The following is a 24117-nucleotide window of genomic DNA, read 5'->3' as shown; positions in this document are numbered from 1 at the left end:
GGCCCGGCGGGCCCAGGCGTTGAGCACGGCGAGATCGGCCGGTTCCGCGATACCACCCGCCGTACGCACACCGGCGAGCGCCCGCAAGGAGCGCCGCAGGCCCAGGAAGTCCTCGAAGAGAGACGAATCCGCAGGGGCAGCTCGGAGCATTTCGTCAGCGACCGGCGCGGGGAACCGGACACGCTGTGCGGCAAGCCAAACGTCGAGGTCCGGCGGTTGGGCGAGGGCGTCGATCATCCTGCCGCGAACACCGCCCTTGATGTAGACGGTGTTCACCGGATCGAGGGGCAGCGGTTCGCCGGTGAGCGGAAGCTCTTCGAGAGCGGTCGACCGTGGGTCCTGCATCTGACCGAGGCCTACCCGAAAGGCCACTACCTGAACATATACAGATTTGGCGGGGTGCAGTGACAACCGTGGGACTTCGCGCCCGAGGCCGGGCGATTCCGTCCCGATGTGTGATCCCGCTCCAACGTCCTGCGGTGTGGCGATCACTGGTTCCGATCGGTGGCAGCCGCCCGCAAGGGCGTCAGGAAACGGCTTGCTTCTCCGTTCCACGAGATCACGAGGGCGTCCCGCGCACGGGTCACCGCGACGAAGAGCAGCGAGCGGGCGCGCTGGAGCTCACGCTTGTGGCGGGTACGGTCGGTCTTCTCCCACTGGTCGACCGATGCCCGGGGGACCAAGCCCTCGGAGACACCGGCGATGATCATGCGCTGGTACTCCAGGCCCTTGAAGCGGTACATGGTGCCGATGTGCACCCCCTCGGGCTTCTTCGGCCCGTCCGAGGTGATCTCGGTCGGCTCGATGCCCCGCTGCTTCAGCCGGTACGCGACCTCGGTGACCATGTCGTTCGTGGGCACACAGACCGCCACCGATTCGCGGGGCACGTCGTGCCAGGCGAGCACCTGGTCGGCCACCAGATCCAACTCGTCCTGCCAGCTCCCGGCTGAGCGGAGGGTGGGGCGCAGGCCGTGCAGCACGGAGCGGTAACCCGACAGTTCATCGGCTCCGCCGTCGAGGTCGTCGTACTCCGTGCCTTCCAGGAGGCCGAGCGCGGAGCCCAGGATCTCGCGGGTCGTGCGGTAGCTGAGAGTGAGTCTGGCCGACCTGCCGCGGATGTTGATGCCGAGGCTCCCGAGGGTGACCTGATTGTCGTAGATGCGCTGGTGGGTGTCGCCGACGAGGAAGATGTCGTCGGGGCCGGTGGGAACCATGGCCCGCAGCATCTTCCAGTGCGCGGGGCTCAGATCCTGCGCTTCGTCGACAACGACGTGCCGGTAGCGGTAGCGCAGCCAGGCGCCTGAGCCGGATTCGACGTGGATGTTGCCGAGGCCGCCGTTGTCGTCCTTCATCCGCTGGGCCTCGTCGATCTTCGCCTTGCGGGCGATCTCCAGCCGGGCCGCACGTTCGGCGACCTGCCGGTGCGTCTCGAGGCCTTTGAGGTCCAGGCGCTGGGTGAAGCGTTCGGTGAGCTGCCAGATCTGGGCTCGTTCGGCACGGTTCACACTGCGTCCGCGTCCCGCCCGACGGGCCTGGAAGTAGTCGGAACGGGTATGCGCGGCCTGGCCGAGGACCACCTGGTTCCACTCGTCGCTCAGGAATTCGGCCTCCCAGCGTCCCTCGCCCGCCTCGACCAGCATCTGCCGCCATTCGCGCAGGGCCTGGCCGTCGTCGATGCGCCGCTTGGCACTGCCGGGGTCGGCCTCCCGGACGACCCGGGTCGCCAACTGGTCGACGTGCACGATCTCCACACGGGCCAGCGTGTCGATGCCTCCGAGGGACAGCAGTCTCGCGCGCAGGTCGGCCGCGAGGTTCTTGTTGAACGTGGTGAACAGGACCGGTTTGCTGTGCCCGGGGGGCAGTCGGTCGACCAGGTGCTTGACCCGGTGGAGCGCCACGATGGTCTTACCCGTCCCAGGGCCGCCGCCGACCTTGGCAGCACCCCTGTACGTACGGTCCACCAGCTTGCGCTGCGTCGGGTGCAGGAAGATCTTCCAGCGGCCGAAGTCACCTTCCTCGATGATGCTCTGCAGTGATTCGTCGTCAGTGATGACCACGGCCGGTGAGCGTTCACCGGCCGCCTGCCAGTCGTCCGCGTCGGTGGAACGGTCCGTCGCGGCGACGGCCACGGGCTCGGTGACCTGTTCCCTGACCAGTTCGTACGGTGTGCCGTCCCGCAGCCGGAGGAGGACTTCCGCGGTGTGCCGGGGGGCAAACGTGGCGAGGCCCCGGACCTCGTCGTCCGTGGTCAGTTTCAGGACGATGGAGATGAGCGGCTCAGCGACACCGAGCGCGGCGAGCTGATCGGCGGTGTAATCGGCGAAGAGCGGGCGCGCACCGTCAGGTACGGACTCGATCTCCTCGGGAACGGCGTCCGCGACATCCTTGAGGTCGACGTAGTCGATCGCTCCGGTGATGCGGTTGATGCCGTACGCCAGCCGGTCGACATGCTCGTCGATGTGCTCGCGGTGCTTGACGGAGACGAGCAGCCAGTCGTCGTCCGTCAGGCGCAGGAGCAGCGCGCGGTAGGTGGGGTCCTGCCGGTCGACCCGCGCGGACCACAGGCGTCCGTCCTCCGTGTGCTGTCTGAGGTCGAAGCCGCCTGAACGGGGGGCTTTGCGGAAGTCGCGCTGGAAGCCGTACACCGCCCCAAGGGTCTTCTGGTCAAGCTTGGCGATCTCCCGGTCCGCCTTGTCGAGCAGACGCAGTGTGGCGCCTTCGGCGGGCACGGAAGGAGTGTTCATCGGTCGTGCTCCTCGTCGTGGTTCGGGTCGTGTGCGGGCGGCGCGGACAGGACGTCGCCCAGTTCCTGTACGTCCCACTCGGTGGCGGTGCGGACCATCCAGCCCGCGTGCCAGTAGGCCTCGTCGCGGTCGGCCGCGTCCTGGTCGACGGCACCGTCCGCGCCCGTGCGGTGGGCCAGTACCACGCCGATACGGTGGTGGGGCCAGGCCAGTTCTGCGGGCCAGGCGGCGTCGCCGAGTTCGTACCCGGCCTGGGGTGCGGGGGTGCCTCGGTCGGCCAGGGCGGCGGCGAGAGCGGGCAGGCCGGGATCTTCGACAAGGTATTCGATGACCTCGTTCCACGCCTCGTCGCGCGGAGCCGTGGCAGCGGCAGCCGTGGTCCCGCCCGTCGGCTCGTGGATCCGGCGCTGTGTGGTGAGCCATCCGGCACCACCGGTGACGGCAAGTTCGAGCGGGTCGAATCCGGCCAGGCCGCTCGCTGCCAGCTGGATGCCGTCACCCTCGCCGTCGTTGAGGAACTGCAGCAGGTTCGTCCAGTACAACCACGCCTGCCAGCGCCTGCGATGGGCGCGCTCGTCCCCGCCGAGGGCTGCCGCGCTGTCGTCAAGGACGGCGAGGGCACTCCATACGGCTCCTGCCTGACCCTGACGCAGGTCGAGTGCGACCGTCAGCGGGCAGCCGGCCGCGTCCTGGGTGGCCATGATCTGGACGGCGCCCTTCCCCCCCGAGAGCCGCTTCCCGCCGAGTGCGTCGCCGATGCGTTCGGCGACGGCCGGCCCGTCGGCCAGCGCCCGGCTGGTCGCGGACACGGCGGCGAAGCCGGCGAGGGCGCTCTGGGCGCAGGCGCGCCACAGCGGTGCGTGCGGGCGGGTCAGATAGCCGATGAGCAGTTCGACGGGGTTGGCCCAGACGTGGCGCGGCAGGTCACGGGTGTCGCCGCCGTGCAGGCGTCGGTGGACGTCGAGCGCCGTCTTCTGAGCGGTGTTCTGGTAGGGGTGCCACACCGGGTCGGTGGGCACAGGTCCGCGTCCCGTCCATGCCTGTACGTCGTCCCAGGTGAACTGGAACACCTGCCAGCCCTGTTCGGCGCGCAGCCTGGTGCGCTTGGCCGCATCGCCCGCGATCTCGTTGTGCGTGGGGCTCGCGTGGTAGCGATAGCCGTCGAGATAGACGGCGACGCGTCGCCTGTCGTCGTCGAGGGATCGGAAGACCACGTCGGGGCGGGTGAATCCGAGGTCGGTCTGGGTCTCCATCTGCCATCCGCTGACGGTCCCGTCGGGTGCGGTGAACCGCAGCACGGTGGCGTGGTCGCCGTCAGGGCGGTGCGCCGTGCGGACGCTCACCTCGTCGTCCTTCTCGGCCCAGGCGAGCAGCCCGCGCCGGAACAGCGCTTCGAGTTCGCTCTCCAGCTGGGGGACGAGGCTGATCTGCTGGGTGGTGGTGGCCTCCTTGACCTTCCAGGTGCCGCCGGTCTCGCCGAAGAGTTCACCGAGCATGTCGAGGGCTTCGTCCCGCGAGACCATGGCGTACTCGCTGTCGGCTACGTGCCTGAGCAGGCAACGGTGACAGACCGGCCTGTTCTCCTTGACGCAGACACAAGCCTGAATGGTCTGCCGGGCCAGCTCCAGGACACCGCGCAGCCCGTCCCGGCCGGCGAGGCGGTGCAGGTAGCCGGTGCCGCCCGGAAGCGTGTCGTACAGGACCAGGAAGTGGCGCCGGATCTCGGCGTCACTGCCCTCTCCGGCGGGCATGGAGTCGGTGACGACCGCCAGGTGGTCGGGGTCGCCGCCGTAGCTTCGGGCGATGCCGGCGAGGAGGACCGCCTTGAAGGAGACCAATCGCTCCTGGGTCTGGGCGGTGACGGCGGGGATGAGAATGCGCAGGGCCTCGGTGCGCAACCGGTGCGCGAGCAGCACCCGTACGCCGCCGTTGCCCTGGCCCTCCGGTGCGGCGTCCCGGGCCCGGGGGCACCAGGGCCGGTGGTACGAGGCGGTCTTCACCGGTACGAGCGCGTCCTGCTGCGCCGGGCCGCCGTCCGCGTCGGCGAAGCCGCAGGACTCGCACACCCAGAAGGGGTTGAGGCGGACCTCCTTCCCGGCGAAGGCGTCGCCGGACGGGGCCCCCGACTCGACGCGGGAGGCACCCGTGTTGATGTGGCGGATGGTCGCCTGTCGGCTGAACTCCCAGCCGAACACCGCCGTATCGTGCTCCCAGGCCTGGTCGACCTTGTCGTGGGGGATGTCGACGGCGGCCACGGTCGTGTAGTGCCGGCGCCGCCGCTCCTCCGTGTCGTCACGGACCCGGACGTCGTCGCGCACGTCTCGGGAGTGGACCCGGTGGGGCTCCAGGACCCGGTGGAGACAGCCGACGTCGCCGATGGCGCGCGACCGGCAGCGAGGGCAGCGTGAGGTGTCCTGCCGGGCGTTGTCCTCGCGGACGTGTCCGCAGTCGGGGCAGACCCGCCACCAGCGCCAGGCGGGGCGTTCCGGGCTGCCGATGTCGAGGCCGGTGATGTGGTGGCGGTAGCCCTGGACGTAGTAGTGGTTGCCCGGTGCCAGGTCGGTGAGGGCGAGCTTGGCAGAGCGTTCGTAGCGCAGCACCTTGCTCTCGTAGGTCTCCTTGCCGTCGTCACCCGTCTCTCGCCAGGTGAGGGTGGCTTCGAGTTCGGTGACGGAGTCGGCGAGGCTGTAGTTGGGGAGCAGGCCGAAGTCGACGAGGGCGTTGTGCGCGGTGTCCCGGGCGATCTCGCCGGCGCGCCGTGCGACGGCGCGGCGTTCGGCGCGCAGTTCGCGGGAGCGGCGCTGGTGTTCGGGGTCGCCCGCGACGAGTTCGGCGTTCGCGCGGTCGATCGCGGTGACACGGCGCTGCATCTCGCCGCGTCGTTCCGCCCAGCGGGCCGCGGCCTGGTCCAAGGCGTCGGTGAGGGTTTCGTCGTCGGCCGCGTCCTGGGGCGTTGCGGTTCCGGTGGCGAACGTCCGCAGTGCGGTGGCGGCTTCGGGACTGACTCCGGTGCCGTGCTCCTCGTCGTACGGAGGCAGGAGGTCCAGGAAGACCTCGACGAGCCGTGCTCCGTCGGCGAGGGCGGCGGTCTTGAACTCGTCGAGCCATCCGAAGGTGCCGAACAGGGCGGTGGCCAGCCTGGGGAGCGGGGCGACAGTGCCTGCGGCGTCCGTTGTGCTCAGTCTGCCCGCACCGGCGAGGTCCAGGAGATGGGCGAGGTACTGGCGGCGCAGGATGGCGACGGCGGACAGGAAGCAGCCCGGGGGCTGGATGTCGCCGGCGATCATCTGGGTCGGGTCGTCGAGGTAGTACCGGTCGCGCGGTCCCCGGTCGACCATGGTGAGCAGGTAGGCGTTGCCGGTGGAACGGCCCGCCCGGCCCACCCGCTGGACGTAGTTGGCGGGGCCTTTGGGCAGGGAGGCGAGGACGACGGCCGAGAGGTCGCCGATGTCGATGCCGAGTTCGAGGGTGGGCGTGCAGGAGAGTACCTGCGGATTGGCGTAGTGGGACCGTACGCCGGCTCGGAAGGCCTTCTCCACGGCTTCGCGCTCGGCGCGGCCGAGGGTGCCGGTGTGCTCGGCCGTGTTGATGGTGAAGACCCCGGCATCGCGGTACATACGCCGGTAGAAGTCTTCGGTGAAGTCCCGCTGCCGCAGGCCTGCACCGGTGTCACGGCCGGTGCGCAGACTTCCGCCGCAGCGGTAGCGAGGACATGGCTGGCCGTGCCACTGGTCGGCCAGGTCGGGGTGCGCGACCTGCTGCCAGGAGCAGTCCTCACAGTGCACGGTGGCGTCCGCGACGACATCGTCGGCGAGCTTGCGGACCTGGATGTGGCCGGGCTGGAGACCGTAGACGCGGGTGCTGCCGTCGGTCGCGGTGCGTACGGACAGCACGTCCAGGTCGGCGAGGGCGGGCAGCAGGCGAAGGAGGAAGTCGCCTGCCGCCTCCCGGCGCAGCCCCAGAGCACGCACGGCCCAGTCCTGGTACCAGCCGAGGCGGCCTGTCAGTACGTCGAAGTCGTCACTGCCCTGTTTGGGACTGCCGAGCAGGAAGGAAGGGGCGGAGACTCCGGGAGGGAAAGCAGGCATGCCGGGGGCGCGGCCGCCCCAGATCGGCCAGCGGCGCACTCCGGCCTGGTCGATCCAGTCGTCGAGCCACCGGTGTCGGATCGCGCCCCGGGTTCTCAATCTCTCCAGAAGGCCCCGGACGAAGCCGACGAGGCGCTCGGGTCCGGGTACGGAGCCGTCGGGGAGGGCGATGTCACCAGGTGTGGTGCGCAGGGTCTCCCATACGAGGGCCGCCACCGCGTCGGTGTCCGGCAGGGGCACGTCGGCGGCGACGGTGCGGGTGAGTTCGAGGGTTCGGCCCTGGCGGGAACGCAGCCCGAACTCCAGGGTTGTGGCGAAGGCGAGTCGTTGGGCGATCAGCTCCCAGGTCGCTTTGGAGCCTCTGCTGCGTTCCGACAGGAGGGTGTCGACGCCCTTGACGACATGGAGGTCGGGCGGGATGACGGCGGCCCGTACGTCCTGCCGTTCGGCGACCTCCTCGATGATGTCCGCCGCGAGGTCGTTCAGCGCGATGGGGGTGTCCTCGTCGATGCGCCGGGCGATCAGGGAGCGCAGCGAGAAGGTGTACGAGCGGCTGGCCACGTAACCGGCACGATGTGCGGCGTCCTGAACGGAGTCGTTGAACAGGAGGGTCTTGTTCTCCCCCAGTTCCTTGATGAGCTCGCCGCCGGTGAAGAGCTGAGTGAGAGAGGCCGCGGCGAGTGCGGCGAGTCCGGTGCCCAGGTAGCGGATGCTGTTGACGGTGCGGCAGGCGGGGCACTGGTCCCTATCGGCCGCCCTGTCACCGGCCAGGTCGACGACGACGAACGCGGCGTCGTGCAGGGCTCTCGGTGAGCGGGGGGTTCCGGAGTCCCCGTGCCGGGGTTCGAAGTCCGTCTCGGGCGACAGCGGGACGAGGCGCCCGGAATCCGCCTCGAAGCGCATGACGGTGGAGCCGCTGCGGACGGGTTCCCGGGCGAAGGCGGTCGTGAACGCTTCGGCGCCGGTCGCCGCGATCATGTTGCGGACCCGGCGCTTGTCCCGTCCCACCGAGGCGAGGCGGATCCGGCCCGCGTCCAGCTCCAGGGTGGCGGGGTCGGCCTCCGGGGAGAACGCCGCCCATCCGGAGCGACCGCACTCGCGGCAGAAAATCGCCGGCAGGAAGGTCTGGGCCGGCCGCGGGGCACTGTCGTCGCCGGGCTCGGCCGGCCGTTCGTCGGCGGGCTCGGGGAGCGCCGCCCCGGGGTCGGAACCGGTCCTGGACTCGGGCACCGGCTTGCCCAGGGGCTTGATGCGTTCGTCGTCCCAGCGGAACTCGGCCCGTGCGGGGCCGACTCCGCGAAGGACCCGGGACACGGAGCGCACCCAGTGGTGGATCTCGATCGACAGCAGGGGACGCGCGGGATCCTTCGGGTCGCGGGCCATCGAAAGGAGCGCGATGTAGCGGGCGAGGGCGTCGGCGGCCACCTCGGGCCGCTGCTGGACGGCCATGCCCCAGTGGTAGGCGTACCGTGGCAGCCCTTCCAGTACGTCGGCCATGGTGCGGGGAGCGCCGTCCAGGATCTCCAGCACGGCGGCGGTCAAGCGGTGGCTGCGCAACCGCTCCCCCAGCTGCCCGGGGGTCAGACCGCTTTCGTGGGTGAAGGCCGCCATCAGCCGGTCGGCGGCGTCCTCGTCGCGGGTGGGGTCGCCGTGCTCCAGCACGTCGTGAGGGGAGGGGAAGGGCAGCGAGAAGTCGGTCTCCCCGGCGAAGTCCTTGATGCTCTGCCGGTCCTCGGCGACGACGGCGTCGGGGGGGAACGGTACGCCGAAGACCTGTTCGGCCACGGCGAGCATGGACGTGGCGGAGGCGTCGGTGCCGCCTTCGCCGAGGGTCGCGGACGTGGCGACCGGGCACACCGGGCCGAGCGGCCGGCCCGGTTCTGCGAGCCCTGTGACGGCGCCGAGCCGCCTCAGCAGCATCGCGACATCGGTGCCCTGCGCACCGTCGTACGTGTGGAATTCGTCCAGGACGACGTAGGTGAGCGAGGAGTCCTTCCACAGCCGCTGGTCCTCGGGGCGCTGCACCAGCAGGTCGAGCATCTTGTAGTTGGTAATGAGGATGTCGGGCCTCGTGCGCCGGATCTCGTCCCGGTCGACGGCGACCTCGGGCACCGACTGCTTGAAATCCTGCGAGGCCGTGTCCCCGATGTAGAGACCGGCCCGGACCGTTCCCTTCAGCCGGTCGTCACCGGCCAGGTACGTGTTGATGCGGTTCGCCTGGTCGGTGGCGAGCGCGTTCATCGGGTAGAGCAGGACGGCCTTGACGCCCTCGCGGCCTGCCTGCCGCTCACGCAGGCAGTGGTCGATGAGGGGGACGAGGAAGGACTCGGTCTTGCCGGATCCCGTGCCGGTGGTGACGAGCGTCGGTCTGGCCGGCCCGTGCAGAGTGGACAACCGCTCCCAGGCCTGTTCCTGGTGCCGGTGGGGCCGGAAGGGGCGCGGCCACCAGGTCAGGTGTTTCTGCCAGCCGTCGTCCTCGGCCGCTCGGAACGGGGTGCGGATCCTCAGGTAGGGGCCGCGGAAGATGCCGTCGTCCGCGTCGGCGAGGAAGTGCTCCAGGGCGCTGCGGGTGGCTTCGTCGGCCAGCGCGTACGTCGTCGAGAGGTACTGGCCGAGGCTGCCCCGTACCTGTTCGGCGGCGAGAGTCGGTCGCACGCGCCCCTCCTTCTTCGGTGGTTCCGGGAGGCCAACGGTAACGGCCGGGCCGGTCCCCGGATCCGGCGGAGGCCCGGGCACTCCCGTTCCGTGGCCCGGTGCACGCCGCCGTCAGACGCCGAGCTTCCTGCCGATGTGTGCGACGTGCACCTTCCTCGTCTCCGGGACGAGTCGGAAATGCAGCCTGCCGGGCTTGGGCGGAATGTTGAAGTGCAGGTCGAAAAGCTGCTGCGTCCCGTCCAGATCCGTGAACCAGCACGACCTGCGGCGCTGCTCGTGTTCGGGGCGCGTGGAGCCGGGCCACAGGGGGCCTTCCGGGCGGGTGTCCGGGTCCCAGTCCGTGATCGCCTTGTCCAGTTCGGCGAGCCGCCTGAGGACGACGGGCAGCTGGACCGGAAGCAACGCCTGCACCTGCTGCTCCACATGGGGCAGGAAGCCCAGTCGCGGAAACAGTTCGGCCCGCTTCTCCCACAGCGTCGCACCGCTGTGCACGTCGGCGAGTCCGGTCCTGATCAGCCATGCGGCGCGCTCGCGGATCCACGTCAGATGGTCTTCGACATGGTCCCGTGCCGAGAGGTGCCGTACCTCGACCTCGCCGCTTTCGGTGTCCGTGCCGCCGTCGTCCGCGTCGACGAGCTGCTCGCGCTCCACCCGCAGCGACGAGGTGTCCCAGCGGGCCGCGACAGGTAAGGACACGGCCAGCCCGTCGAGCAGGTGCGCGGCGCCGATCCCGTCGGCCCGGATCCCCTCGTGCCGGTACTCGACGTCGTACGGCTCCTTCTCCTCCGGGAAGGCCACCTTGAAGGGCGACTTGTTCTGCATCTGCCGCAGCCGGACCCAGGCGTCCCTGTTGCGGGGGTTCCCGGCCCACTTCCCGATCGGGTAACCCTCGGCGATCTGCAAGGACTTGAGCTCCACCGCGCTGACGAGCACGGTCGGTGTCCTGTCCTCCTTGGCCACGACCCGGGTCGTCCGGGCGAACTCCGTCATGGCCCGGTCCGCGTGTGCCGGCTCGCAGCCGGTACCGCAGGAGATCTCGTTCAGGAACAGCAGCGGCATGTGTGGCCCCCTCCGCGATGGTGCCCGGCCCCGCCCCGGTGCCGGTCGTGGTGTACGTGCTCGGGTCAGCTGACTCCTCAGTCGAGCAGCTGGTCGAGCGTGTTCTCCAGCTCGTCGAAGAAGCCGTCCGGCCACTGGTCGATCAGCCCGTCCTCGTCGATCCGGGGAGTGATCACCCGCGTGTCCCCGCCTTCGCGGCGGAAGTAGTGCACAGCAGCCTGTTCGGGGGCGAGGACGCCCTCCTTGACCGCGAGCCTCATTCCGTTGAGCACGTGGTCGCTGTGGGACTCGACCACCAGTTGCGCGCCCTGCGCCGCGGAGGCGGCGGCAAGCGCCGCCATCCGTGTCTGGCCGTGCGGGTGCAGGTGCGCCTCGGGATTCTCCAGCAGCACCAGCGCACCGGGCGTGGCGGTCAGGCAGGCGACGACGATCGGCAGGGCGTATGTCAGGCCGAAGCCGACGTTCGTGGGGCGGCGCCTGGTCGTGGACAGGCCGTCCGGGAAGCCGTACGACAGCCGGACGGCGTCCGTGCCGTCGATGGGTGTGGCCTGCAGGTCCACGCCGGGGCAGAGGTCGCCCATCCAGGCGTTGACCTGGTCGAGAAGCCGGTGTGAGGCTGCCTTCGGATGGCGCATCGGACCGTCGGGGACGTCGTCGCGGGCGTGGTGCCGGAGGAAGTTGACGGTGTGTTCCCCCCGTACTCCGAGAAACCCGCGCCCGATCACCATGTGGTGGTCCCGGGGGTAGCGCTCGGACGGGGTGATGCGGTCGGCGTGGAGGTACTGGAAGCCGCCGGTGAAGTAGCCGGGGACGGTCGCCGCGTCGCCGGTCGGCCGGTCGGCGCCCTCGGTGAGCGGCAGTTCGACGGAGGTCAGGGGGAGCAGATTCTGCTCGGGGGCGTATCCGACGGTCCAGGAGTAGCGATAGGCGCCTTCGCTGACGGCGAGGGTGATCGCGGGTTCGTCCCCGGTGAAGTCCTCGTGCAGGACGTCCTGCCCGACGCCGATGGTGACGAGCTCGCCGTTGAGCAGGAAGCCGTTGTCGTGCCGCGTCCGGTGGGGTTTGCCTCCCGCGATCTCCAGGGCCAGCGTCCCCGCGTGGTCGAGGTCCCCCGCGGTGTGCGACTGGTGGAGCAGGGCCAGGGCCTGGAGGACGCTGCTCTTCCCGGAGGAGTTCAGCCCGGTGAGCAGGGTGAGGGGCGCGAGGGGCAACTCCGCGTGCTGGAACGCCTTGAAATTGGTCAGCGTCAGCCGTTCAATCACTGCTCAGTACCCCCCGGAAGAGCTTCCCCATGTCCTCGAACCGCCGCTGCACCTTCTTCGGATCGCCGGTGGCGATGGAGATGGCCCGGTCGAAGTCCCAGTCCTTCATGAGGTCGAAGAACCCCGCGCGGACCTTGTCACCGGACGCTACCAGCGCGTCACGCTCATGATCGGCCAAGTTCGCGAGATTGACGGCGACTGTCTCGAAAAGGGCCTTGTTGATGGGCGACTTGCGGGCCTGCCCCCGCCATTTCCGGAACGCGTACTGCCCGAAGATGCCAGTGGCGCCCTTCATGGCCTCGCGGAACTGCCGCGCCTCGTCCTGGCGTTGCTGCGGTGACAGACGGTTGATGCGGTGCATGGTGTCGACCAGGAACTGGTCGAAGTCCCGCTGCCGGTAGTCCGCCGGCACCGACAGCCGGAAGGCCAGGAAGCGCAGCACCATCTCCCGGTCGGACATCCGCTCGTTGGAGATGCTCCAGCCCGTGGCCTCGCCGAAGGCCGGCTCCTCGGCCAGATCGGCGAGGAACACCCGGGCGTCTCCCTTGACGAGCGCGTGCCGGATCTCCTGACGGGTCAACGGCATGCCACCGGTGTTGATCCGGGCGAAGATGTTGAACGTGACGTCCTCGGGCGTGCCCTGCTGGATGATGTGCACGACGAGCTGGGTCTCGCGCAGCCGGATGCGCAGCCGGCCGCTCAGGTCGTTGTACCGCTTGCCGCTGAAGTCGTGCAGATAGTCCAGCCCGCGCAGCGCCAGCGGCTCCATGCCGACGGCCTCCGGCGCCATGAAGCGTGCGATCGAGGTGAGCCGCTGGATGCCGTCGACGACCGCCCAGTTGTCGTCCTCGTCCTGGGCCATGTGGAACGACGAGATCGGGATGCGCAACAGAAGCGACTCGATGAGCCTGCTCTGCTGGACGTCGCTCCAGATGCCGGCCCGCCGCTGGAAGTCCGGAGCCAGGTCGATCATCTTTTCCCGGAGCCGGGAGAGCAGCAGATCGACCGTACTGGCCTGGGTCTCGATCTTGATGCTCTCCGGCTCGAACGGGAACACCCCGGTCTGCGACTCGACCTCGTCGGCCGGCTGTTCCAGCTCGACCCCGGTCGGTAATCCGTCCGATCCGATCTCGAGGGGGCTGTGCACGCCCGGGATCGGGTCCGTCTCCCAATCGGCGACATAACGCTGGTAGCCGACAGTCTTCTCCCGTCCCGCCGGCCGCCGGAAGCCGCTGTCCTCCAGCTCGTCCATGCCGTTACCCCACCGTCCCTCGCCGTCCCGCTGTGCGTCGCCGCCCGTCGGACCAGCCTATAGAGGCGGTGGCTCAGGAATGCTGCGGACGGCACGGCAGGTCGAACTCCGCCCGAACGGTCTTCCCGACAGGCACCCGGTCGTGCACCGACCACCGGTCGGCCAGTGCCTCCACGAGGAGCAGCCCCCGGCCCGCGTCGTCGGCGGGCCCCGGTCGACCAAGGCTGCCTGGTGCGGGCGGTCGGCGCTCGCCGCTCGCATCGGACACCTCGACCCGCAGGACGGCCCCGGGGGCGCGGCTCAGCACAAGCTCGAAATCCCGCCCCGGCACCCGCCCGTGCGTGACGGCGTTGGCCGCCAGCTCGGCAACGACCAGGGCGGCCGTATCGGACAGCTCGCTGCCGAGCGGAATGCCCCACCGGTCGAGCTGGAGCACGGCCAGGCGTCGGGCGAGCCTGGCGCCGCGCGGGGTGGAGCTAAAGCGCTGGGTGAACGTGTGGGCGGCACGCAGTGGCAGGCCGCTGGGAGCCGTGGGGGTGGCGGGGGTGGTCATGAGGGCCAAGGTGGCGCGGACCGGCGCGGGTCACCAGATCAGCAGGCCGTACGGTGAGCGGGCGTACCGGTACACGGGGTGACGCCGGGTCGCGCGGAGTGCGACCCTCAGGCCCCCAGGACCCACCGGACGGTCGCAAGCACGCTGAGGGTCAGCGGTGGCGCCAGCCACCAGGGGCCCATCGCGCGCCGCACCGTGGGAGGGGCCACTGTGATGACCAGAGCGATGGCGCTGACTGCGATGGTGAGGAAGCACAGCAGTGTGATGGCGCCGTATGCGTCCTTGTCCCAGACTCCCGACGGGCGGATCGTCCACGCCGAGTAGCAGAGACCGGCCGCGAGCAGGTGCAGGATCCCAAGAGGTACGGCCATCACCCAGCGCAGGCACCCGCCGTCCTCGGTCGCGTGCCTGATTTCCGTACGGTCGGACATCAGCGCATCGCCTCCCTGGCGTGGGAGAGGTCGTTGTCGAAACCCCGACCGTATGCCTGAGCGTCACTTCCCTCCCAGTAGGGTCCGCCGTTGTACCGCGCGGCGAGTTCCTGGTACTGAGCGGGTGTCATCTCCTCCGCGGGCACGTCGACGAATTCACTCTCGGCTTTGAGCTGAGCCAGATACTCGGACGCGATGAAGATGTTCTGTCCTGGGTCCTGGAGCGACTCCTCCACAACCGAGCGTTGGTGTTCGGTGAGGTTGTCCGGATCGTAGCCGAGCACCTCGGCGCCTCGTCGGACCTGGATGGCGATGGGCCCGAAGGACGTCTCGTCGGGGTCTCCGCCAACGCGCCACGGAAGATTCTCCGGCGAGATCGGGCTCAGTCCCCAGGGAGCGTCAGCCTGTTCTCGAGCGGTGTCGGTGAGGTCGTCCATCCACCCGTACTGGCCCCCGATCTCCTGCCATGCGATACCTGCGACCATGTCGGCGGGTAGTCCGGAATTATTTGCAGCAGCCTGGATGATCTCTCTGTTCGCGGCGATCCAGTCCTTCTTCTCCTGGTCCGAGGACGGCGGGTCCCAGTATCCGTCTTTCGCCTGAGGCAGGTTTGCCACCTGCATCCGAATGTCACGAAGCGTCGGCGAGACGGGACTGTCCCCGACCTGGGCGGCGTAGTCGTGCTTGGGGCCGCTACCGGGGAGACGGGTGAGAGGATTGCTACTGGCCTCATGAGCCTCGCGCTGCATGGCGGCGATGGCCGAGAAGATGTCCACGCGCGGGACGTTTCGCAGTCGGAATTCCGGAAGCAGGTCGTAGGCCTGTTTCATGACGTGTACGCAGATGTCGCGAGCTTCCTTCTCCGTCGTCCTGGCAAGGTGAAAATTACCTCCCGCGGCATCATGCAGCCGGTTCGCCTCGTCCTTGATGTCGTCCACATCCATGGTCAACTCGGCGAAGAAGTCGAGCACGCCCGTCGTGCCCCGCATGTCCTCCCACTGACGCATGGGCTCCGCGTCCTGAGCCTCACGGGTGATCGCGGTGCCCTTGGTGGCGATCAGCTCAGCCAGTGCCTGTTCATTGGCCTTGCCGTTGGAGTAGTGACTCTTCGCGGTCGTCAGCGCGTAGGCATAGCTCCTGAGCGCACCGGCTGCCTTGCCGTAGCCCTCTGCGAGGTTGGTCACCAGCTTGCGTGCCTCAGCGACGCGAGCCTCATAGTGCCGGCTTCCCTCACTGTGCCAGTGCGTCTTCTTCTCAGCCCGCTCAGCGGGCTCGTCAGCCTCCGCCAGCATGTTGTGTATGCGAAGGAATTCATCGGCGTTCCGCTCCACGAGGGCCGGGTTGCAGCCTTCCAGAAACTCGACATCGCTGCGGTGACTCAGCCCGCTCACTTCGCCTCCGGTGGTATGTAGCTGCCGTCACGCAGGATCGATTCCAGGAATTGCTGAGCATTGCCGTCGTCCACCGTCACGAAGTCCGCCCCGGTGCTTTTGAGTCGCGTGGCGAGAGCGGCGTAAAGCGCGACCGCGTCCTGGTACTGATCGTCAGCGAATCTGCCGAAGCGTTCGACCTGCGCGGCCACGTCACCGTGCGCCCTGGGTTCCCGCGCCAGGGTGCACAGGTCGCCATCCGGCCGCCCCTCGTGCAGAAAACCCGCGATCTCGATCAGCAGATTGGCGTTTCCGTTGATGGACGCGCTGTTGTAGTCGAGTGCGCCAGCGGCGTGCGCACCTCCGGGGCCGCCCCCCTGGTCGGCCGGCAGCTGATTGAGCCGCATACCGGTAGCCCGGCGTGCCTGCGCCTCGGCCTTCAGGCCGGCCCATTCCTCATCGAACGACACGCATCCCCCTGCAGTGGCCGCCTCTTGGCATGAAGCAAATAATCCTATCGGATGTGTCCCGACACCCCTCGGAACGGCGCGAACCTCAGGCGGCAGTAGGCGGGCGTACACCTCTGTGTAGTGCCCGGGACGCGGGGCAGCGCAATCCGCCCTCGGCTCTTCGGAGGTCGATCACCCGGTGAATTCGGCCTCGGTCGGCAGGAGTTGAGCCGTACACTTCGGCAGTGCACGGTGACGGCGTCCGGCCGTTGCACGCCATTGCGGAAGGACATCGCATGCAGGATTCTCCGGACTCGATGGAGAACGCCGAGCCGGAGGAGAACGGCCGGAGCGATGCCGCCGATTCACCTGTCGTGGATGGTCCGACACCCGACTCGGGCATCGGCTCGACGACGGAAGCAACGGTCCTCGCGGAGGTGCTCCCGGGAATCGCCGTCGTCTTCGGTGAGGTCCCGGCGGAACTCAAGCCCGATCTGCTCGACTTCGGGCTCGTGTCGACCGCCGACCGCAAGCAGATCTCCGCAGTCCTCGCCGCGATCGGAGACACGGCGACCGTGGCCGGAAACCTCGCAAGCGCGCTTGCCAACGCGCAGGGCCTCTACAGGATCAGCGACGCGACACAGGCCCTGCTGAACGCCGGCGCAACGCTCGCGGTGAAGGACGGCGCGAACCTCGGAACAGTGATGTTCGGGGGCCGCTTCTTCGCTCAGGCCCGCCTCATCCCTGTCAAGACGGTGAGCACGGCGAAGACCGCGGCCTCGATCGGGCCGGCGCTGGCCATGATCGCCCTTCAGATGCAGCTGAGTGAGGTCACGGGCCTTGTCAGGACCAACGTCGAGCTGACAGGCCAGGTACTCACAAGCATCCGCAACGAGCAGCGGGCCGAACTGACGGGTCTCGTCGCCACCATCGATCGCGCGGTTGACCAGGCGCGAGAGATCGAATCGGTCCCAGCCTCCTTGTGGGAAAGCGTCGCGGGCAGTGAAGCGTCGCTGCGTAAGCAGCTCGACCTGTACCGGCGGAACGTCGGCGGCCACGTCGGGAAGATCGATCGGAACGATGCGCGGCGCTGCCGTGAGTATCTCCAGACGAACGCCGAGGCCATCTTCTTCGACGCCTTCGCCCTGCTGGACTCCCTCAAGGCTTGGACCGGGTACAAGGCGCTTCAAGTCGGGAAGGCGAGAGACGCCGGCCGCGATGACGCCGGCGAGGCGCGGCTCGTCGATGTCATCGTGCGCGACACTCGCACGGAGTTCGACTCCGCTCTCGCCGACACGAAGAGCCTCGTCGACTCGCTGACACGGGAGCTGCGCATGGCCGAGCTCCCCGGACGCGACACACTGGCACAGTCACTCACGGGGAAGCGGAAGGACGCGAAGGCAGCCCGCCAAACCTCCGCCCGTCTTCTGGAGGCAATCCAGCCTCTTGCCGATGTGCTCCATCCACCGGCCCCTCCACTCAAGGCTCCGGGTGCCGTCTGCGCACCCAAATCGCTGACTCTCGAGCCGTACCTCCGCATCCTGCGATGGTTCCTCGACGACGAGGAGACCCTGCGCGTCCTCGGCTTCCCCGACCAGCTCGATGGCCCCGGTTCGATTTCCGCGATCCTCGGCGGAGCGATGGAGATGTTGGTGGCATCGAAGGACAAGGCCGAGGTGAAGACGCTGGTCGCCGTCACGGATCGCCGCATCATCACGGCCAAGACGAGCGCATTCCTTGAGCAGGCCGAGATCCGTCAGGACATCCCGATCGACCGAGTGCGATACGTCCGAGCAGCGACCACACAGGACAAGAGCGCGCGCTTGGCAATCGATCTCATCACGCGTGACGAGAACATCCGGTGGCTCTTCCACACCGACATCGACACCACGCAGGTGGACGCGCTCGCCGCAGCGCTCGCCGAGTCGATGACGATCCCGGACGTCGAACGCGATGCGCTTCAACGGCGGCCCTTCGCCTCCATCGAGGCGGGCACGAAGGGCGAGAGCACGGGCACGAGGGCTACACAACCGACCGAACCCGCGGCCGCGACCTGAGATGCCGAGCAGGCCTGGGGCGTCGGTGCGGTAAGGGCGAGTTGGCCGTCCGACCGCTCGACCGGGAAGAGCGGCCGAGCGGCATGACCCATACACCCCTGTAGCACCGAGCCGGACGGGTTCTACCCGGATCCCTCTCCGGTGATCACCCTGAGCCGCTGCTGGCCGGGGATCGGGAGGCTCGTCTGCCCTTCCCACTCAGCGGAAGGAACCTCGACCCGCAGCCCCAGGTCCACATCGGCGAGCTGGTCGAACAGGTTCTTGTCGAGCGTGATGAATCTTTCACATCCCTCGTCCAGCGCAGTGACCAGGTGAACCGCGTCGTGGGAGTCCAGCCGGTGGCGCAGTGCCAGGCGACGGGCTTCCTCCGCGATCTCCTGGTGCAGCTCGACCCGGATGATGTCCGAACGCCGGAACCAGCCATCGATCAGGTCGCTCGCCGCGGCGAGCGTTGCTCCGCGCGCGGGTTGGCTGCGCCGTTTGTCCGTCAGCTTGGCCTCACCCTTGTGGAAGGTCTCGGTATAGACGAGCTCCGACATAACCAGAGAGCAGGCCCCCTGCTCAAAGTCCTGCACGAGCTTGAAGCAGGCATCGAACTTGTCCTCGTGGTCGCCTCCCGCGCGAGTCATCCCCTTGATCACCTCGATAAAGATGCAGGAGTCCAAGTAGATACGTGGCGCGACCGACTTGCGCGGGCGGCTCACTCGCCGTCCTCGGAGGCGCCCGCGTCGCGCTGGCGCCGTACAAAGTCCACGGAGCTCAGGCCATTCGTCCAGTCAGGTGCCACACCGGCCCAGTCCTCCACGCTCACTTGTCTTTGCGGAGCCTCGAACAACTTCAGTCGGTCGACACGCAGGTGCACAGGCTGGTTACTGGCGTTGCGCGACAGGTCCCCCCGAGCCGTCACGATCTCACCCATGTGCCGCTTCACCTGATCGATTACCTCGTCATCTGTCGTGTTGCAGCGGAGGGCCAGCCCTCGCGCCTCGTTGAACAACGAGAACTGAGGGGTCTTCCCTCGCAGGTTGACCTTGTCCAACCGTCCCTGAAACGAACTGCGCGCTCGTACTTTGACCTTGACCGCTTGGAGAGCGTGCATCCGGACAGCCGGCGTCAGTGGGACAGCCTGCGACCACGGAGACGAACGATCGGTCCGAACCCGAAGGCCTGCCACCCCGCGCCTCCCCACCAATCCGGTGAGATCCGCGACTCTCCTCACCGTCGTCTCGTCTTCGCACGACGGAATCTCTGGGCGCTCTTCCAGTTCCCGGACGACGCACAGCAGCCGGTGGCCGACATCAGCGTCTCCATGGTCCAGCGGCCGAGCCGCAAGATCGGCGCTGCCTTCGGCCAATCCCGCGAGGCTCCACTCCCCGCCGCCGCCCATACCTTTAAGCAGACGGTTGAGACCGCCGATCACGTCTTGCAGAGCAGACAACGTGATGTCGCCGAGCTGCCCTTCGACCTTCATCTCGACATCCACGACTCACCCCCAGTCAGCGCAGACTACCTACGTGGCAGCCAACGGCGCAGGTGTACGTCGAGCCGTTCCACGTACGTCTGTGTCGCGTGCCTGGGCCGCGACACTTCCGCCCGGTTCCCGATCGTCTACCGGGTCAAGACGACAACGATTCACAGGGCGGGCAGTCACGGCACCCGAAGCGTTCCCCGGTCCGGCTGCGCCTGTATGCGGACGAGCCCTCAGCCAGAGGGACGCCATGGCCTGGTCGCCGCAGCGCGAACGGCTCGCCTTCGTCACCAACGACGGTCTCTTCCGGATCATCGAGGAAACCGGCTCCGCGCTGGTGGAGTCGCAGGGTGAGGTCATCGAGGCGTGCGCCTTGTCACCGCAGAGAGACCGCGTCGCGACGGGCGAACACGACAGGACCGTACGCGTACGGGAGGCGGACACGGGAGTTGAACTCACCGTCCTGACAGACCACCAGGACCGGGTGGGAAGTGTTGCGTGGTCCTCCAGCGGCCGGTACGTGGCCAGCGCGTCCGACGACCGCACGTGCCGCCTCTGGGACGTACCCGAGAGCCGGCAGCTCACCGTTCTGCGCGGTCATGAGAACTACGCGGACGACGTCTCGTGGGCACCGGACGAACAACGGGTCATCACCCGCGGCCGAAACCTGGACCGCAGCGGTATGGGACGTGGCTACCGGTCGGCGTCTCGACGTCCTCAAAGGTCATGAAGGCCGGGTCCGAACAGTTGCCTGGTCCCCGGACGGCCAGTATCTCGCCACGGGCTCGGACGACCGCACCGTTCGAGTCTGGTCGGCCTCCACCATCGAGGAGATCGCGGTTGTCGGCGTCCACCAGGACAAGGTGGCGTCGGTCGCTTGGTCACAGGACAGCACACGCCTGCTGACCGCTTCGTTCGACGGAACGGCCCGCATCTGGCCGGCTTCCCCCGACTACGACCAGCTTGAGGCTCATGCCCGCGGCCGGGTGTTCCGGACCCTGACCCAGGACGAACGCCGTCGTCACCTGCTGCCGCTCACAACGACGTGAGAGCAGCTCAGTAGCGCTGCTCCACCGTCCGGTCATCCGTGCTCACCAGGTAGTCGTCCGGGTCGAGGTTCATGGCCTTGCGGGCAGACGACGACCAGTACAGGGTGTTGCGCTGCCGATCGACCCACGCGCCGCCGATCTCGAACCCCAGCTCCAGGCGCAACGGCACGATGTCCGCCTGCCAGCGCCGCACCCACTCGTCGAGGGGAGGCCGTCGCGGACTGTGTAGGTGCGAAGTTACATGGTCCTCGCCATGGTGGCGTCCCTTCAAGAACTGCAGCACTAGTCTGCAAACTCGTCGACAAGGTCGAGTTTGCGCTTCAGCCCGTTGCCCGTCCTGTACGGCCACTTCCCTTCGTGATGAAGGCGACCCACTACGACCCCCGGGGCAATCCCGATTTCGCGGGCAAACCTTCTGACGCTGTCGATAGTTTTCAATCCACCTAGGCGAACCGCATGCTGTGGCGGGATGAGGACGTCTCCCGCGAACCTGTCAGCCTCCAGCTCGCTTGGGTCATCCATTTCCCCCTTACGATCCGGCTCGACTCGCACGCCTTGTTTGCTGTGCAGCAGAACGTGACCCAGCTCGTGAAACACTGTAAACCAGAACTGATCGTCACTCTTGTAGCGAAGACTCAACTGCACAACGGCCTTTGTCGGCGATACCCATCTCGTTGCGCCGCAGGATCGACTACCCGTAATCTCCTTCACGAAGACCACGGCTACACCATTGCGGGCACAGGTTTTCACCAACTCTGGCCCGAAGACTTCCGGCGCAAGCAACGTCAGGGAACGCAACTTGGGGATTTCCGCTTGCAGACCGCTTTTATTGAATGGAGCGCACGGTGTCGCCTGTGCCGCGACCTCTCCCAGACGAAGCCAAGCTGCGACAGCCCCCACCTTGGCTTCGAAAGCCTTCGTCTGCCTGAACGCCACAGCTGGCGTCTCGTAGAGTTCCGCCCACGCGCTCAGGCTTGAGACTCCGAAGAAGGCGAGGAGCTGCTCCCAACGGGACGCCTTGTCCGACGGCTCCTGCGGAATATATCCACGACCGATCAGCTCTTTTACCGGAAGCGCTTTGCACCATTCATCAAAGGCGACCGCGTCTCGCGTTTCTCGCAGACGCCTCTTCGTGGACTGGTAGTCAGCCTCAAGCCGATTCCAGAAACGTGCACGGATCCCCGTGACACTTTCCAGCTTCTCGGCAACGTCCGGCGAAAGTGAAACGGTGCCTTTAGTGAGCTGATTAAGGTGTTTCGGGCTTAGCCCCGCCCTCAAGGCAAACTCTCGTTGCGTCATCCCGGAGTCCTCAAGGTACTCAAGAATGGTTTCGCCCGGCGGAACTGCATAATCCGGCTCACCAGCAGTATACAGTTCACGGACAGCGCTCTTGTTACTCATGTGCGTTACCCCCACTCCGGATACTGCTCGCTAGTGGTAGTCCTCGATCTCTTCGATGGTAACGGCCGTCACGCTTGCCCACTTGAGGCCACCCTGTTCGTCTTCCTCATGTTCCGTCGGAGAGAAGACCAACCTCCAGTTGGCTGTGAGATGCAGGGACAGGCATCCATCTTTATCGCCTGACATTGCATGGCACTTCCCGAGCGCTGGTGGCCGCATGTCCTCCAGATTCTCCGCTGCGCGCAGCGCAGCGAGGCGTTGCGCGATCTTTCTGGCCAACTCGGCTCCGTACGTCCGACGCATCTCCCTCTCGGACTCACAGATCTTGCCGACCTTCCGATCCGCGTACGACACGTCCATTGTACCCACCGCCCCCGGCGAACGTTTACGAAATCGGTAAACGTCATCCTATCGAGATAGGGGCCAGCCCAGTAGCCCAAGATCACAGCATCGTACCTAGTCGTAGCTTGAGGTGACCATCAGACTGACCAGTAACATGACGGATCGACGCGAACCGTACGTGGGCAGCACCCACCCAGACAACCCGCCCCACTCCGCGCAGGTCGGCCACCAAGATCAAAGAGGCTCACGCCAGGAACGACAGCACCCCCCTGCCATTGCCGGGCCGACCCTCTGCGACAGCGGCGGCGAACGACTCTTCACGCGCGGCCTGATGCAACCTGGGCGTATGCCGGTGCGCCAGATCTGCGACTCGTACGCTGGGTCAGCGTACGAGTGCGGAGAGTAGACAGCGCCCGTAACGACGCGTGAGCATGGGTGGGTTGGCGGGACGGTACGTGGAGGTGGGTCGGTTGGACGAAGTGGCGGGTGCGGTTGGCGCCTGTGGGGGCGCGGCGGGCAACGGTGCTGCTGAGCCGGAGGCTTCGGACAGCCTGAAGGCCTTCGGGGAGGTCCTGAAGGCGTTCCGGGCGCGGGCCCGGCTGACGCAGGAACAGTTCGCGACGCGGGTGCGGTACTCGGTGCCGACCGTGGGCTCGATCGAGCAGGGGCGGCGGTTTCCGTCGGCGGAGTTCGTCGAACGGGCGGAAGAGGTCCTGGACGCTTTCGGGGCGCTGCGGGGTGGGGCGCGGCATCTGTCGCGGCGGCCGGGGCTGGCGAGCTGGTTCCGGCAGTGGGCGGTGCTGGAGGCGGAGGCGGTGAGCCTCTACACGTACGAATGCCGGTTGATTCCGGGGCTGTTGCAGACGGAGGCATACGCGCGGCGGTTGTTCGTCAACCAGTTGCCACCCTTGGGCGATAACCAGATCGAGGCGCAGTTGGCGGCTCGGCTGGAGCGGCAGCGGTTACTGCGGGAGCGGCCGAACACGGCTTACAGCTTCATTTTGGAGGAGGGCGTGTTCCTGCGGTGTACGGGAGGGCCCGACGTGACGCGGGAGCTCATCGAGCACGTGCTGAGGCTTGCGGAGCTACGGAACATCGAGATCCAGATCATGCCGCAGATGCGGGTGGATCATGCAGGGTTGGATGGGCCCATCCAACTGCTGGAGACCCGGGATAACAAGTGGTTGGCGTACTGCGAGGGACAGGAGAGCGGCCAACTCAACTCCGACCGCAAAGTGGTCAGCATGCTCCAGATGCGGTATGCCAGGATGCGGTCACAGGCTCTTTCCCTGGAGGACTCCACGAGCCTGTTGCGGAGTATGCGAGGAGCAGCATGATCACCACAGAACTTACCTGGTTCAAGAGCAGCTACAGCGGAGGTTCCGGCGACAGTTGCGTCGAGGTGGCAACCGCCCCCGAGGCGGTCCACGTCCGAGACTCGAAGGTCGAGCAGGGTCCTCGGCTCGCCCTCTCACCCGCATCGTGGACGAGCTTCGTCTCGTACGCCTCTCAGGCCTGATCGAGCGCCCCGTGCCGGTTCGGATCCGGCTCCGGGGCGCTCCTCTCAGGCGTCCTTCATCCGCTGGGTGAAGTAGGCGTGCGCGGCGCGCATCTCCGTCTCGCGGTCGGCCTTGTAGAAGGGTGCGGTGTAACCCTCGGGAGGCTCGGATCGCTCGCCCGCATTGAAGGCGAGGAGTTGCTCGTAATGGTCCTTGGTCTGGCCGAAGCCAAAAGTGTGCCGAGTGCCACCGATCTTACGCTCGCTTGCGTCGAACCACGTGACCTCGTCGAAGTCCTGCATGATCGGGAAACGGGACTTATACATGGCAACCAGAGCATCAGCACTCACACCCAGCCATACGGCTACCAGCGCGTCGATCTCAACGAGTGCGGCCCTCCGAGTACGTTCACTCCGGAGCGGCGTGTTCCGTGTCCAG

20 protein-coding genes and 1 pseudogene are annotated in these 24117 nt (G+C 67.6%); 5 read left to right on the top strand and 16 right to left on the bottom strand.

Annotated features, from left to right (window positions below; translation table 11 throughout):
* Positions 1–12: 12 nt before the first annotated feature.
* The 10 genes and pseudogenes from OG524_RS28830 to OG524_RS28785 form a co-directional block, all read right to left on the bottom strand.
* Positions 13–237 (bottom strand): annotated as a pseudogene (locus tag OG524_RS28830) (ABATE domain-containing protein); the annotation flags it as partial.
* Between the two features lie 251 nt (positions 238–488).
* Positions 489–2744 carry a UvrD-helicase domain-containing protein gene (locus tag OG524_RS28825; protein WP_405811935.1) on the bottom strand — a complete coding sequence of 752 codons (2256 nt, stop codon included), beginning with the start codon at positions 2742–2744 and terminating at the stop codon, positions 489–491.
* Positions 2741–9487 carry a DEAD/DEAH box helicase gene (locus OG524_RS28820; protein ID WP_405387793.1) on the bottom strand — a complete coding sequence of 2249 codons (6747 nt, stop codon included), beginning with the start codon at positions 9485–9487 and terminating at the stop codon, positions 2741–2743. Before OG524_RS28820 ends, OG524_RS28825 begins: the two co-directional genes overlap by 4 nt.
* Before the next feature lie 111 nt (positions 9488–9598).
* Positions 9599–10546, bottom strand: coding sequence for a hypothetical protein (locus OG524_RS28815; protein WP_405387794.1), 948 nt, complete (start codon positions 10544–10546; stop codon positions 9599–9601).
* Positions 10547–10623: 77 nt separating this feature from the next.
* Complete coding sequence (locus OG524_RS28810; RefSeq protein WP_405387795.1) at positions 10624–11808, bottom strand: DUF3696 domain-containing protein; 1185 nt, start codon at positions 11806–11808, stop codon at positions 10624–10626.
* The gene (locus OG524_RS28805; protein ID WP_405811934.1) at positions 11801–13060 is read right to left on the bottom strand and encodes a DUF262 domain-containing protein; all 1260 of its coding nucleotides are present in this window, start codon (positions 13058–13060) and stop codon (positions 11801–11803) included. Before OG524_RS28805 ends, OG524_RS28810 begins: the two co-directional genes overlap by 8 nt.
* A 73-nt stretch (positions 13061–13133) precedes the next feature.
* Positions 13134–13613, bottom strand: coding sequence for an ATP-binding protein (locus OG524_RS28800; protein WP_405811933.1), 480 nt, complete (start codon positions 13611–13613; stop codon positions 13134–13136).
* Positions 13614–13720: 107 nt separating this feature from the next.
* Entirely contained in the window at positions 13721–14044 is a 324-nt protein-coding gene (locus OG524_RS28795; protein WP_405387798.1) for a hypothetical protein, read from the bottom strand.
* A complete protein-coding gene (locus tag OG524_RS28790) occupies positions 14044–15435 on the bottom strand; it encodes a hypothetical protein (protein ID WP_405811932.1) in 1392 nt (463 codons plus the stop codon). The genes OG524_RS28795 and OG524_RS28790 overlap by 1 nt, the downstream gene beginning before the upstream one ends.
* Positions 15432–15884, bottom strand: coding sequence for a hypothetical protein (locus tag OG524_RS28785; protein WP_405811931.1), 453 nt, complete (start codon positions 15882–15884; stop codon positions 15432–15434). Before OG524_RS28785 ends, OG524_RS28790 begins: the two co-directional genes overlap by 4 nt.
* Positions 15885–16159: 275 nt before the next feature.
* On the opposite strand from OG524_RS28785, the gene OG524_RS28780 reads away from it, so the two are divergent.
* Positions 16160–17920, top strand: a complete 1761-nt coding sequence (locus OG524_RS28780) for a hypothetical protein (RefSeq protein WP_405811930.1) — start codon at positions 16160–16162, stop codon at positions 17918–17920.
* Between the two features lie 122 nt (positions 17921–18042).
* Here OG524_RS28780 and OG524_RS28775 read toward each other — a convergent pair whose 3' ends face one another.
* Together OG524_RS28775 and OG524_RS28770 are read right to left on the bottom strand one after the other, a co-directional pair.
* Positions 18043–18624, bottom strand: coding sequence for a type II toxin-antitoxin system VapC family toxin (locus OG524_RS28775; RefSeq protein WP_405811929.1), 582 nt, complete (start codon positions 18622–18624; stop codon positions 18043–18045).
* The gene (locus OG524_RS28770) at positions 18621–19403 is read right to left on the bottom strand and encodes a hypothetical protein (RefSeq protein WP_405811928.1); all 783 of its coding nucleotides are present in this window, start codon (positions 19401–19403) and stop codon (positions 18621–18623) included. The genes OG524_RS28775 and OG524_RS28770 overlap by 4 nt, the downstream gene beginning before the upstream one ends.
* Positions 19404–19638: 235 nt before the next feature.
* On the opposite strand from OG524_RS28770, the gene OG524_RS28765 reads away from it, so the two are divergent.
* Together OG524_RS28765 and OG524_RS28760 are read left to right on the top strand one after the other, a co-directional pair.
* A complete protein-coding gene (locus OG524_RS28765) occupies positions 19639–20118 on the top strand; it encodes a WD40 repeat domain-containing protein (protein WP_405811927.1) in 480 nt (159 codons plus the stop codon).
* Positions 20078–20437 carry a WD40 repeat domain-containing protein gene (locus OG524_RS28760; RefSeq protein ID WP_405811926.1) on the top strand — a complete coding sequence of 120 codons (360 nt, stop codon included), beginning with the start codon at positions 20078–20080 and terminating at the stop codon, positions 20435–20437. The genes OG524_RS28765 and OG524_RS28760 overlap by 41 nt, the downstream gene beginning before the upstream one ends.
* A 7-nt stretch (positions 20438–20444) precedes the next feature.
* Here the strand turns inward: OG524_RS28760 and OG524_RS28755 are convergent, their stop codons facing one another.
* The 3 genes from OG524_RS28755 to OG524_RS28745 form a co-directional block, all read right to left on the bottom strand.
* Positions 20445–20606, bottom strand: a complete 162-nt coding sequence (locus OG524_RS28755) for a hypothetical protein (RefSeq protein WP_405811925.1) — start codon at positions 20604–20606, stop codon at positions 20445–20447.
* Between the two features lie 113 nt (positions 20607–20719).
* Positions 20720–21838, bottom strand: coding sequence for a helix-turn-helix domain-containing protein (locus tag OG524_RS28750; protein WP_405811924.1), 1119 nt, complete (start codon positions 21836–21838; stop codon positions 20720–20722).
* A gap of 30 nt (positions 21839–21868) precedes the next feature.
* Positions 21869–22141: a type II toxin-antitoxin system RelE/ParE family toxin gene (locus tag OG524_RS28745; protein ID WP_405812512.1), complete on the bottom strand. Its 273-nt coding sequence runs from the start codon at positions 22139–22141 to the stop codon at positions 21869–21871.
* Between the two features lie 509 nt (positions 22142–22650).
* On the opposite strand from OG524_RS28745, the gene OG524_RS28740 reads away from it, so the two are divergent.
* The gene (locus tag OG524_RS28740) at positions 22651–23517 is read left to right on the top strand and encodes a helix-turn-helix domain-containing protein (protein ID WP_405811923.1); all 867 of its coding nucleotides are present in this window, start codon (positions 22651–22653) and stop codon (positions 23515–23517) included.
* Positions 23514–23699, top strand: a complete 186-nt coding sequence (locus OG524_RS28735) for a DUF397 domain-containing protein (RefSeq protein ID WP_405811922.1) — start codon at positions 23514–23516, stop codon at positions 23697–23699. Before OG524_RS28740 ends, OG524_RS28735 begins: the two co-directional genes overlap by 4 nt.
* 45 nt (positions 23700–23744) lie before the next feature.
* Here the strand turns inward: OG524_RS28735 and OG524_RS28730 are convergent, their stop codons facing one another.
* Positions 23745–23981: a hypothetical protein gene (locus OG524_RS28730; RefSeq protein ID WP_405811921.1), complete on the bottom strand. Its 237-nt coding sequence runs from the start codon at positions 23979–23981 to the stop codon at positions 23745–23747.
* Positions 23982–24117 lie beyond the last annotated feature (136 nt).

Source organism: Streptomyces sp. NBC_01520, from assembly GCF_045040375.1.
Classification (GTDB): domain Bacteria; phylum Actinomycetota; class Actinomycetes; order Streptomycetales; family Streptomycetaceae; genus Streptomyces.
This window is presented reverse-complemented; position numbering and strand designations above follow the sequence as displayed.